Below are 11886 nucleotides of genomic sequence, written 5' to 3' on the forward strand. Positions count from 1 at the left end.
TCACGGAATATGCTTGGGTCGTGTCCTATTCTTATTCCGCCGCCGACTTCGCCCGCCTGGCCGATGAAAAGCCGAAGGGCTCAGCCTTCCATACCGTGGAAGAACATCGCGGCGTCTTTGCCCGTGACCGCGCCCGCGTGCTGCACTCGGCAGCCTTGCGGCGTCTGGCCGATAAAACTCAGGTCGTCGGGCCGCGCGATGGCGATACTCCACGCACCCGTCTGACCCACTCGCTGGAGGTGGGCCAAATTGCGCGGAGCATCGGTGCTGGACTTGGACTCGATCCTGATCTGTGCGACATGGCAGGGCTGACCCATGACATCGGCCACCCGCCCTACGGGCACAATGGCGAAAACGCACTCAATGAGGTCGCCCTCAACGGCTTTGAAGGAAACGCGCAGACCCTGCGCATCCTCACCCGCCTAGAGCCCAAGATCATCGTGGACGATGCCAGCGGCGTGCCGCGCAGCTTCGGCCTCAACCTCACCCGCGCCGCCCTCGACGGTGCCTGCAAATACCCCTGGACCAAAACCAATCCCGATGGCAGCACCAACCGCAAATACGGCGCCTATGACGAGGACGCGGATCTGCTCGAGTGGCTGCGCGAGGGCCATAGCGATAATCGCAAATGCATCGAAGCCCAAGTAATGGACTGGTCCGATGACATCGCCTACTCCGTGCATGACGTGGAAGACGGCATTATTTCCCGGCGCATCTCCCTCAAAGTCCTTTGGGACCTAGTTGAGCTAGCCCAGCTGGCAGAAAAGGGCGCTAAAGCCTTTGGCGGCACCGCCGATGAGCTCTTGGAGGCGGCCGATAGCCTGCGCAACTTAAGCGTCATCAACGCCATCGGCGATTTTGATTACTCCTTGCGCGACTATGCCAACTTGAAGAAGATGACCTCTGAGCTCGTAGGCCGCTATGTCGGTGCGACCGTCGGCGCCACCAGCGAAGCCAATGCCGAGCTCATCTCCTCCAATACCCTTGGCCGCATGCACGGTGACCTCATTGTGCCCAAGCAAGCCGAGGCCGAGGTCAAGCTGCTTAAAACCATCGCGGTCCTCTACGTCATGGACGAGCCCGCCCACCTTGCCCGCCAGGACCGTCAACGCGAGCGCATCTACCGCGTCTACGATTACCTCGTCGCCGGCGCCCCTGGCTCCCTCGATGCCACCTTCCGGCTGTGGTGGGAGCAAGCCGAAACTGACGCCGCCCGCGACCGCGCCATCATTGACCAAATTGCGTCTATGACCGAGTCTCGCCTCGAGCGCTTGGCCCGCCGAAGTGCGGAGCTGTCTGGGTTCCTCAGCTAAACCTGGCTTGCCCACCACCGCGCTAGAGTTAGGTCGAGAGTCATCAGGCCGATCTGAGCGCGAAAAGGCCGAATTGAGAGCTCAAAACCCTCAATTCGGCCTCATATCTATGGACCTAACGCCTCAGCTCCAACCCCAGGGCCCGAGTCGCTAGCGCACCAACGCGACACCTTGGTCCTCGAGCACGCTAGCTACCGCCGCTAGGTCCTCGCCTTCGATATCCATATTGGAGGCAACGATGACGCTGGTGCGCTGCTCGCGTAGGAAATCCGCTAGGTCATCGAGGTTGCGCGGGCCGCAGTCTTCGCAGCCGCGGGTGCGGCCGAGTGCGTTAAAGAAGTCCGCGCGGGTGCGGATGTGTTCAGTAATGAGGATGCGTCGCATGATTACTCCTCTGCGTCCGGAATAGAACAGAAGCTTTCATAGTGGTCATCGGTGTAGTACCACACGTCTGGGTCGGTCTCGCTGCCGCCACCGGTGATAATGCGGCGGGCGCCGCGGTTGTGGCTGCCTGGGGTTTCTACCGTGTATTCGCGGTAGTAATTCTTGTCCTGCTGAGGCAGCCGGCCCTCGTAATTGCCAAAGCGGACGTTGTCATTATCCGGGTAGTCGTAGGGGCCACCGGCCAAGATATCGTCCGCGGTGTCTTTGGCCTCGGCGGGTAGGGAAGACATCTCGCAAGTATCGGCGTCGCCAGTTGCGGCCGCTTGTGCTGACTCAGAAGTGGAGGAGGCAGCGGAATCACCATCGCCGCCGAGGTCGAAACCGAAATAGCTTGCTACGACGACAAGCGCAAGGCCGCCGAGGGCAACGGGGAGCGATTTCTTGGACGCTTTGGACTTGGGCATACCTTTATTGTTGCAGGTGCGGCGCTAAAAGTGGAAATTGGCCCGAGACAATGGCGAGGTCAAAAATTGCCCCGTCACGGGGGTAGGTAACAGTATGTGGAAAGTACCCCAACAGAGGGTAATTTGCGTCCAAACTGTGAACCCTGTTCAACGTCACCATCCTGCCCTAGCTATTTGAACATTCCCACCACGCGCGGGGTAGTCTGTACGCATGGCAAAAGGCAGAATTCCGGACAGCGACATCCAAGCTATCCGTGAACGCGCGCCTTTAGAAGAAATCGTCGGCGAGTACGTGCAGCTCAAGCCCGCTGGGCACGATTCGCTCAAGGGCCTTAGCCCGTTCAAGGATGAAAAGACCCCGTCCTTTCACGTGCGCCCGCAGCGCGGCTACTATCACTGCTTTTCCACCGGCAAGGGTGGCGATGTATTCAGCTTCCTGATGGAAATGGAGCAGGTCTCCTTCCCAGAAGCGGTTGAAGCGGTAGCGCAGAAGATCGGCTATCACATCAACTACCAGGGCGGTTCTACGGGCGCGCGCAATGAGAAGCCGGGCACGCGGCAGCGCCTCATCGCTGCCAATAAAGCCGCCCACGAGTTTTACCGCCAGCAGTTGGAGACCCCACAAGCGGCTACAGCCCGCGATTTCCTGCTGGATCGCGGTTTTTCCCGCGAGGTCATCTATGACTTCGAGTGCGGCTATGCCCCAGAGGGATGGGATACGGCTACCAAACACCTGCTGCGCCTAGGCTTTTCCTTTGAAGAGCTGGAAGCAGCTGGCATTTCCAAGATGGGCAAGCGTGGTCCCATCGACCGCTTCCATCGTCGTTTGCTGTGGCCGATTAAGGACCTTTCCGGCAACGTCATTGGCTTTGGCGCCCGCAAGCTTTTCGACGACGACAAGCTCGGCAAGTATATGAACACCTCTGAGACCATGCTCTACCGCAAGTCCAAGGTGCTCTTTGGCCTCGATTTGGCCAAGCGCAATATTGCCGAAAACCACCAGGCCGTAGTGGTGGAAGGCTACACGGATGTCATGGCTATGTATGCCGCAGGCGTCAAGACCGCTGTTGCTTCCTGTGGTACCGCCTTTGGCGGCGAGCACCTGCAGGTGCTGCGCCGACTCATGCTGGATGATTCCTACTTCAATGGCGAGCTCATCTATACCTTTGACGGCGATGAGGCAGGCCAGAAGGCCGCCATGCGCGCCTTTGACGGCGAGCAAAAGTTCACCGGTCAATCCTTTGTCTCCGTAGCGCCCGACGGCATGGATCCGTGCGATCTGCGTTTGCACAAAGGCGATGCCGCCGTGCGCGAGCTCATCGCGGACCGCATCCCCATGTTCGAGTTCGTTATCCAGTCCGTCATCGCGGAGTACAGCATTGACAGCGCCGAGGGGCGTTTGCAGGCCCTGCGCCGCGCGGTACCCGTGGTCGCACAGATCCGTGATCAACCTTTGCAGCGTGAATATGCCCGCCGCCTCGCCGGCTGGGTGGGCTGGCCGGATCCGGAAGAGGTTCTCCGACAGGTCCGCGCGGAAGCGCGCAAACCCAAAAAGGCCGAAAAGCCCACCATTCGTCGCTTCGACAATGCGAAGCAACAGCCGGCACAACAAGACGTGCCGATGATCCACCCGCCGAGCCCGAAGGAGACCCACCTGTGGCCTCAGCGCGAGGCCCTCAAGCTGGCCTTGCAGATGCCGCAGGTGGCAGGTTCCTATTTCGATGGCATTACTGCCGACGCCTATACCAACGACGCCTACCGCCTCGTGCGCCAAGCCATTTCTACCGTGGGTGGCGCAGCTCAGGGCGCCACCATGCCGGCCGTGGAGTGGATCGCCGCGGTGGCCGGCGAAATGCAGGACCTTACCGGCCGCAACTTCGTCTCCGAGCTTGCCGTAGAGGCCATTTTGCCAACCGACGTCGGTCCCGAAAAATACGCCGACTCCGTGCTCTCCCGATTGCAAGAGACGGTGGTGGGCGATCAAATCGCCCAGTTGAAGGCTCGTCTTGGCCGCATGCGTCCCTCCGATGATGAGGCTAGCTATAACTCGCTTTTTGCTGACCTCGTCGCTTTAGAACAAGCCCGCCGCGAGCTCAATGACCGCGCCTTCCGCGGCACGCCTCCCCAAGGTTAAAAATATCCCCTCGCCCTGTCACCGATTTAGGTGCGCAGCGAGGGGAGGGAAGAGGCTGAAACTAATTTAGTCCTCATCAGGTTCATAAATGCGGTCCGCGTTGTCTACCTGGGAGCCGCGCAGCCGGCCTTTGCCCTTGCGCTTGGAGGAGAGATCGCGAACCTCGCGCATGCGCGGTTCCGGATCCAAGCGGTTGGCTACTGCCTTGCGTGCAGAAGTGACGGCAGATTTGGTCACGGGGGAGTTGATAGCCTTCTCGTAGGCGCCCTTGATCTGGTGGTAGCGCTTGCGGCCTGCTTTGGTGCCAAAAACGTATCCTGCTGCGGCGCCGAAGACGAATTGGATCATTATTTAGCGTGTCCCCTTATTCCAGTACGAGTAAAAGTTCTCCACCAGCCTACCGCGAAGGCCCGTCGCTCGCTGCTAGCCACCGTTAAGGGGTAAAGCTCGATTTGCTGTAGAACAGCTCTTTTCATAAACAGGAATTCGCGCTAGTTTAAAGAGGTGGACATAAACGCGCGTAGGGACTCGGCCGCGGCCTCAGCAGTAGCGCTGGCCGCGCTATTTACCGCGAGTATTTCGGCAGAATCGAGTAACCAGAACACCGGTGTTGCTACTACGCAGAAAGCTTCAGCTTGGTCCGAGGATTGCTAGATAGTACCGGGAAGGTGTAGTCACCGTCCCAGCTTTGTGCATGCGGGTTTAGCGTCACGTTCACCTTTTTGTAACTTTAGCTAGATATTATGCGTGGGAATTCGTTACTAGTGAAAGGTTTCCACGTTGAACTATCGGAATAAACTCCGCCCGGCAGTTCGCGCACTCGCCTTGTGCGCGGCCACCGGACTGACCATAACGCTGGCACCGGCTGCCAGCGCCGCCCTCCCCGTGGCCGTGCCACAGCTCCGCGAGCCTGTTACCCAGCAGACCACCGGCGCTCCTCCGGTCCAGCACCCCGGTGCCCCGGTTCCAGAGCCGTTTAGCACGGACTATATCGCGGGCTTTGAATCCGATGTTTCCTCTTATCAATTTGGCAACTACTGGCAGGTAGTCCAGCTTTTTGATCACATCAAGGCTCAGCCAGAAATCCGCCAAGAAAATATGGACAAGGCCGTGGCCATCAATAACGCCGCAGCCGGTGACCCCGCTTTGATCCGCCGCGCGCAGGCCGATGCCAAGGCCAGCTCGACGAGCGTGCTCAACGCCGTTTCTGACTCGATGGGCAAGAACCTAGGCGATGCCTTCCGCGCTGCCTTGGCCGAGCACCGCCTGCCCAAGACCGAATACCTCCTAGGAAATGGCTATGCAGCCCGCGCAGGCGGACTGGCCAATTCCACGATGTCGGAGAAGTACTACTTCAACTATCAACGCCCGTACCAGCGCGCGCCGCAGGCGATTAAGCGCTATGACGATGGCTCCAAGGATCTCTATCCCACCTCTCCAGCCTTCCCTTCGGGCCATACCAATCAGGCAACGTGGATTACCACGCTGATGTCCTTCATGCTGCCTGAGGTAGGCCCACAGCTCATGCTGCGCGGCGCGGAGGCCGGCAACCACCGCGTAGTACTGGGCGTGCATTACCCGCTGGATGTCATCGGTGGGCGCATGACAGGCCAGGCCGCCGCGGCAGATCGCCTCAACGATAAGCGCATGCGCCATGCCCTATGGGAAGCCTCGATGGAAGTGCGCAAGGAAATTAAGTGGCGCACCGGCAAGACGGTAGAAGAACTGGTGGCCCAGGATAGGGAAGAGGGCACCGACTATCGGTCCACGGCGGATGCGGTAGAACAATACTCCACATTCATGGACTATGACTTCGCCCCGCGCTACCGAACCGACGCCCCGATGGTCGTCCCGCAGGCCGCTCCAGTGCTGCTAGCAGCGTCCCACCCAGAGCTGACCTGGTATCAGCGCGCCGAGGTGCTGCGCCAGACCGCGCGTCCAGCCGGCAACCCATTGGATTGGCAAGCAGAGGGAGGCTCGTGGCAGCGTCTCGATCTAGCCCGCGCCATGGCGGCCCGGGTGACCATCGCCCCAGACGGCGGCGTGAGCGTCAGCGGCTAGCAGGTTCTGCAACCTGTGGGGGTACAGATCTCCAGACCATGGTTCAATTTAGAAATATCTCCGTCACTCTAAAGGAAAAGATTAGTGACTAAGCCCAAGATAATGACCGTTTACGGCACCCGGCCGGAGGCCATTAAGGTCGCCCCCGTCGTTAAGGCGCTGGATAAAGATGAGCGCTTTGAATCCATCCCGGTCTCTACCGGTCAGCATAAAGAGATGCTGGAGCAGGTCAACACCATGTTTGGCATCCAGCCGAAGCACGGCCTGGGGCTCATGAAACAGGGACAGGGACTCAATGAGCTTGTCTCCCGCGCAATTGCGGGTCTGGATTCCATCATTGAAGAAGAAAAGCCGGACGTCATTATCTCCCAGGGCGATACCTCTACGGCTATGGCTGCAGCACTTGCCGGTTTCCATCGCGGGGTCAAGATCGTTCACCTCGAAGCCGGTTTGCGTACCGGCGATATCCACTCGCCGTTCCCAGAAGAAGCTAACCGTAAGCTCATTGGCCAGGTAGCCGAGCTGCATCTGGCTCCAACCGCAGGCTCGATGGAGAACCTGCGCCGCGAGAATGTGCGTTCCAAGGACATTGTGGTCACCGGTAATACCGTCATTGACGCTCTGCTGGAAGCAGCATCGTGGGACACGAAGTTCGCAGACCCTGCCCTGCAGGAAGCCGCAGAGTCCGATAAGCGGCTTGTCGTAGTTACCACCCACCGCCGCGAGAACCTTGAGGCGATGAAGGAAATCGGTGGTGCAGTTAAGGACTTGGCAGAAGCCTATCCGGAGATTAACTTCGCATTGCCGCTGCACCTCAACCCCAAGGTGCGCCAGGCGGTCCTGCCGGAGGTCGAGCACCTGCCAAATATCATCATCACGGATCCGCTGCCTTATGACCAGTTCACGCAGCTACAAAACCGTGCCACCATCATCTTGACTGACTCCGGCGGAGTCCAGGAGGAGGCACCAGCATTGGGCAAGCCAGTGCTAGTCATGCGCCAAAACACCGAGCGCCCCGAAGCCGTGGTCGCCGGCACGGTTAAGCTGGTGGGCACTAATCGCGAGCTCATTGTGGCAGAGGCAAAGCTTTTGCTTTCCGACGCCGCCGCATTTGACGCCATGGCCAACGCCGTCAATCCTTATGGTGACGGCAAGGGCGCGCAGCGCGCTATTGCGGCTATCGCAGAGTTGACCGGGGTAGGCGAGCGCGTAGAGGATTTTCTGCCGGAGGCAGGTTCCTCTAAGGGGCCCAAGGCGAGGAATAACTCGCGCGCCTGCCGGAGAAAGCGGATATATTAAAGGTATGAAACCGCTGGATATCCGCTGTAACCACCGAGAGCGCATGAAAGCTGCAGACATTTTAGGAGATGCGCTTTCGGCAGGGCAGATTGACCTCGATGATTTTGAAAAACGCTCGGCCGCCTGCGTTAATGCAACGACTCGCGCTGAGCTCATCGAGCCGCTGGCTGACCTTGTAGAGGACCCAGAAGTTCTCCTTTTTAGGCAGGAACGAAAAATCGGAAAGGCCTATGCGGGCCAGCAAGAATCCAAAGCCATCGCCAAGGTGGAGCAGGCTATCCGCCAGGTGCAGCCGAGCGTGCAGGAGACCCGCTCCCTTGCGGTGGGGATCTTCGGCGGGTCTACTGTCAGCGGCGGGGCAGTAGCTCGTTCTCTGACGGCGTTGGGCTTTTTCGGTGGCGTGGACATCGATCTCACGGGCGTCGCCCTGCACAGTCGTACTACCACCATCAACGCGGCGGGCGCCTTTGGTGGCGTCGATGTTTATATTCCCGAAGGCTTCCGCGTCCACGTCAGCGGCGTTGGACTCTTTGGCGGACATGACCTCAAGGTAGAGAACGGCGCCATCCATCCGAATGACCTCCCAGTAGACGCGCCAGAAATTATTGTGAACTGCTATAGCCTCTTCGGCGGCGTAGACGTTCACGTGGGGCGCCGCTACGGCGAGTAACCAAGCGCGATTGTAGTGCAAGCAACCACTTGCACTAATGAGCGTGGGCCAGTGCTTAGTCGGCCTCGATGATCGCTGCTAGACCTTGTCCGCCTCCAATACACATGGTAACCAGCGCGAGCTTACCGCCGGTGCGGTGAAGGTGATGCGCGGCGGTGACGACGATGCGGGCACCGGTAGCACCCACGGGATGGCCGAGCGAAATGCCAGAACCGTGCGGGTTGAAGCGCGGATCATCTGCCGAAATGTCCCATTCTTTGAGTACAGCCAGCGCTTGGGCGGCAAAGGCCTCATTGAGCTCAATGAGGTCAAGATCATCGAAGGTGATGCCGAGGCGATCCATAACCTTGCGGGAAGCCTCCACCGGGCCGATACCCATGCGTTCCGGATCCACGCCGGCTAGGGCCCATCCCTTGAGCGTGACCATTGGGGTAAGACCCAGCTCCTCGGCTTTTTCACGGGTAGTCACTAGGACGGCCGCGGCACCATCGTTTTGGCCCGAGGCATTACCGGCGGTAACCGTTGCCTCTTCGTCCTCCTTGCGCATGACCGCGAGCAGTTTAGATAGCTTGTCTGTACTGGAATCTGGGCGGACATGTTCATCCATGTCTACGACGATAGGCTCCCCCTTGCGCTGGGGGACGGTGACGGGGATGATTTCGGCGTCGAAAAGCGATTGTTCCTGTGCAGCGGCGGCATTGCGGTGGGAACGTGCAGCGAGCTCGTCTTGGGCGACGCGCTCGATGGAGTATTCGCGGCGGAGATTTTCGGCGGTCTCAATCATGCCGCCGGCAATCGGGTGGTGCTTTCCGCCGGCGGCCTCGCGGGCTTCTTGGAGGCGATCGCGAAAGATCATATTTCCTCCCTTTGCTCCCCAGCGTACATCCGCATCAACGGTGTATTCGGTGCGGGACATAGACTCCGCGCCGCCGGCGATGATGACATCGGCGGCGCCAGTAGCAATGTGGGCACCTGCGGTAATAATGGCCTGCAGACCCGATCCGCATCGGCGATCGAGCTGCATACCAGGCACGGTGGTGGGCAGGCCAGCGTCTAAGGCAGCCACGCGGCCCAAAGCGGGTGCGGCACCATTAGGGGAGCCTTGGCCCAAGATGACGTCATCGATTTTGGTGGGGTCGATACCGGACTCTTCCACAATGGTCTTGACCACGAGGCTAGCTAATTCTTGGACGGGGACGGACTTTAGCGCGCCACCATAACGGCCGACAGGGGTGCGCTTGGGGTAGCAAAGGACTACGTCGCGGGTGTGCATGATAATTCTCCTTTAAGAAAGTTCGGTGGTGGCAAGGTCATGGGAGATTGCCTTGCAGGTTGCGATGAGCTCCGGCAGGATGCGCGTGGTGAGATCCTCAGTGGAATAGACGGATGTTTGGGTTGAGACATTGATGGCTGCAGCAGTGCGGCCCGAACCATTGCGAATAGGAACTGCAATGGAACGCAGGCCCTTCTCCAGCTCTTGGTCTACGATGACCCAACCGCGTTTCCGGATCTCCGCTAGGCGCGCCCGAAGATCCGCGGGTGCGGTGAGCGTGTGAGGAGTGACTTTCTCCAGCGACGCCGTTTCTAGGAATTCGTCCAACTGCGATGGAGTGAGATCCGCTAACAGTACCTGTCCCATTGAGGTCGCGTGCGCGGGAAAGCGGGTGCCGATGGTGATATTGGTGGCCATGATGCGGTGTGCAGCGGCGCGGGCAATATAAACCACGGTGTCCCTATCCAACACACTGACAGAGCAGGATTCATCGAGTTTGGCGGATAACTCCCTCAAATGGGGCTGGGCAATATCGGGAAGACCCAAACTCGAAAGGTAGGAATAGCCCAGTTCCAAAACCCGGGGGGTAAGCCAAAACTCAGAGCCATCCGTGCGCGCGTACCCCTCCGTTACCAAAGTGTGCAAAAAACGGCGTGCAGTGGCACGTGCTAGCCCTGTGACCTCGGCAACCTGGGCCAGAGTCTGGCGTGGGCGCTCGTCATTAAAAGAGTGCAAAACGGCTAATCCGCGGGCGAGCGACTGCACGGTGGGGGCGTCGTTCAAGGTGTGGTCTCCGATTCTAGAAATTGATGAAGTGGCCTACATCTCGTAATTGTATCCAAAAGTGTTCGCATTGTGAACCCTTGTGCAACATATGAACCACACGTAGGCTGAAGCCATGTTAGATAAAGTCATCGACTCAGTAGAAAATGCCGTAGCAGATATTCCAGACGGCGCTTCCATTGCGGTGGGCGGATTCGGGCTCGTGGGAATTCCGGCGCGTCTAATTGATGCTCTGCGTGAACTCGGCTCTGGAGACCTCACCATCATTTCCAATAATCTTGGTACCGACGATTTCGGGCTCGGGCTCTTGCTTAAAGATCATCGCATTTCCCGCTCTATTGGTTCCTATCTCGGAACGAATAAGGAGTACGCCCGCCAGTATCTCGAAGGAGAACTGACTGTGGAATTTACCCCGCAGGGAACGTTGGCAGAGCGTATGCGTGCCGGCGGTGCTGGCATTCCCGCCTTCTATACCAAGGCCGGCGTGGGAACCCCGCTTGCGGAAGGGGATATCCCCACCCGCTATAACCCGGATGGGTCCATAGCGCAGACTTCTAAGCCGAAGGAAACTCGTGAGTTTAACGGCGAGCTCTACGTGCTGGAGGAGGCACTGACCCCTGATTTTGCCTTCGTTCATGCCGCTCGCGCAGATCGATACGGCAACCTAGCTTTTGCCAAGACTGCGCAGAACTTTAACCCGGATGCCGCTCGTTGCGCTGATATCACCATTGTGCAGGCAGAAGAATTGGTGGAGGCGATTCCGCCGGCCGAGGTTGACGTGCCGGGCATCTACGTCGATCGCGTCGTAGAAGTGGGAAAGCAAGAAACTGGAATCGAATTTAGGACGGTGAGCAAGTAAATGACCTGGTCACGTGAAGAAATGGCGGCTCGGGCCGCACAGGAATTGAAAAACGGCGACTACGTCAACCTAGGAATTGGCATGCCAACGTTGATTCCTGGATTCCTCCCAGAGGGCCTCGAAGTGGTGCTTCATTCTGAAAATGGCATCTTGGGCGTAGGTCCGTACCCGGCCGAAGATAAGGTGGACCCGGAACTTATCAATGCTGGCAAAGAGACCATCACTGTTGCTCCCGGAGCTTCATTCTTTTCTTCTTCGGAATCCTTTGGAATGATTCGATCACGCGCTATCGACGTAGCGGTACTTGGTGCCATGGAAGTATCCCAATTCGGAGACCTTGCCAATTGGATGATTCCGGGCAAGATGGTCAAAGGTATGGGCGGTGCCATGGATTTGGTTCATGGCGCCAAACGCATCGTGGTGATGATGCAGCACGTGTCCAAACATGGCAAGTCCAAAATCCTTTCAGAATGCCAACTGCCGCTCACCGGCGCGCGTTGCGTGGATCTTATTATTACGGACCGCGCCGTCTTCGAGGTTGATGAGTTAGAAGGTCTGACCTTAGTTCAGATGGCTGAGGGGGAGACTGAGGACTCCATCCGCGAGGTTACTGATGCCCCATTCACGCTGGACCTGTCTTAGTCCT

Annotated in this window: 12 protein-coding genes; 7 read left to right on the forward strand and 5 right to left on the reverse strand. The window is 58.6% G+C overall.

Annotated elements, in window-relative coordinates:
* Positions 1-20 precede the first annotated feature (20 nt).
* Complete coding sequence (locus tag RAE07_RS00565) at positions 21-1313, forward strand: deoxyguanosinetriphosphate triphosphohydrolase (RefSeq protein ID WP_317001093.1); 1293 nt, start codon at positions 21-23, stop codon at positions 1311-1313.
* Positions 1314-1463: 150 nt separating this feature from the next.
* Here the strand turns inward: RAE07_RS00565 and RAE07_RS00570 are convergent, their stop codons facing one another.
* Both RAE07_RS00570 and RAE07_RS00575 read right to left on the reverse strand, forming a co-directional pair.
* Complete coding sequence (locus RAE07_RS00570; protein ID WP_023021008.1) at positions 1464-1697, reverse strand: barstar family protein; 234 nt, start codon at positions 1695-1697, stop codon at positions 1464-1466.
* A 2-nt stretch (positions 1698-1699) separates the two neighbouring features.
* Positions 1700-2161: a guanyl-specific ribonuclease gene (locus RAE07_RS00575; RefSeq protein ID WP_317001094.1), complete on the reverse strand. Its 462-nt coding sequence runs from the start codon at positions 2159-2161 to the stop codon at positions 1700-1702.
* Between the two features lie 211 nt (positions 2162-2372).
* Between RAE07_RS00575 and dnaG the strand changes: the two genes are divergently transcribed.
* Positions 2373-4295: a DNA primase gene (gene dnaG, locus RAE07_RS00580; RefSeq protein WP_200288799.1), complete on the forward strand. Its 1923-nt coding sequence runs from the start codon at positions 2373-2375 to the stop codon at positions 4293-4295.
* A gap of 66 nt (positions 4296-4361) precedes the next feature.
* On the opposite strand, the gene RAE07_RS00585 is transcribed toward dnaG, so the two are convergent.
* Positions 4362-4643, reverse strand: coding sequence for a hypothetical protein (locus RAE07_RS00585; protein WP_023021011.1), 282 nt, complete (start codon positions 4641-4643; stop codon positions 4362-4364).
* A 432-nt stretch (positions 4644-5075) separates the two neighbouring features.
* On the opposite strand from RAE07_RS00585, the gene RAE07_RS00590 reads away from it, so the two are divergent.
* The 3 genes from RAE07_RS00590 to RAE07_RS00600 all read left to right on the forward strand — a co-directional run bounded on the left by RAE07_RS00590 (position 5076) and on the right by RAE07_RS00600 (position 8325).
* Positions 5076-6356: an acid phosphatase gene (locus tag RAE07_RS00590; protein WP_317001097.1), complete on the forward strand. Its 1281-nt coding sequence runs from the start codon at positions 5076-5078 to the stop codon at positions 6354-6356.
* An 84-nt stretch (positions 6357-6440) separates the two neighbouring features.
* A complete protein-coding gene (gene wecB / locus RAE07_RS00595; protein ID WP_284798764.1) occupies positions 6441-7655 on the forward strand; it encodes a non-hydrolyzing UDP-N-acetylglucosamine 2-epimerase in 1215 nt (404 codons plus the stop codon).
* A gap of 4 nt (positions 7656-7659) precedes the next feature.
* Positions 7660-8325 carry a DUF1707 SHOCT-like domain-containing protein gene (locus RAE07_RS00600; protein WP_284835910.1) on the forward strand — a complete coding sequence of 222 codons (666 nt, stop codon included), beginning with the start codon at positions 7660-7662 and terminating at the stop codon, positions 8323-8325.
* Positions 8326-8380: 55 nt separating this feature from the next.
* Here RAE07_RS00600 and RAE07_RS00605 read toward each other — a convergent pair whose 3' ends face one another.
* Positions 8381-9598, reverse strand: a complete 1218-nt coding sequence (locus RAE07_RS00605) for an acetyl-CoA C-acetyltransferase (RefSeq protein WP_317001100.1) — start codon at positions 9596-9598, stop codon at positions 8381-8383.
* A 12-nt stretch (positions 9599-9610) separates the two neighbouring features.
* Positions 9611-10381 (reverse strand): IclR family transcriptional regulator domain-containing protein, encoded by a 771-nt coding sequence (locus tag RAE07_RS00610; protein ID WP_317001102.1) that lies wholly within the window; start codon positions 10379-10381, stop codon positions 9611-9613.
* Positions 10382-10496: 115 nt separating this feature from the next.
* On the opposite strand from RAE07_RS00610, the gene RAE07_RS00615 reads away from it, so the two are divergent.
* The gene (locus RAE07_RS00615) at positions 10497-11240 is read left to right on the forward strand and encodes a CoA transferase subunit A (RefSeq protein ID WP_023021017.1); all 744 of its coding nucleotides are present in this window, start codon (positions 10497-10499) and stop codon (positions 11238-11240) included.
* Complete coding sequence (locus RAE07_RS00620; protein WP_317001103.1) at positions 11241-11882, forward strand: 3-oxoacid CoA-transferase subunit B; 642 nt, start codon at positions 11241-11243, stop codon at positions 11880-11882.
* Positions 11883-11886 lie beyond the last annotated feature (4 nt).

The organism is Corynebacterium nasorum, assembly GCF_032821635.1.
In the GTDB taxonomy this organism is placed as follows: Bacteria; Actinomycetota; Actinomycetes; order Mycobacteriales; family Mycobacteriaceae; genus Corynebacterium; species Corynebacterium kefirresidentii.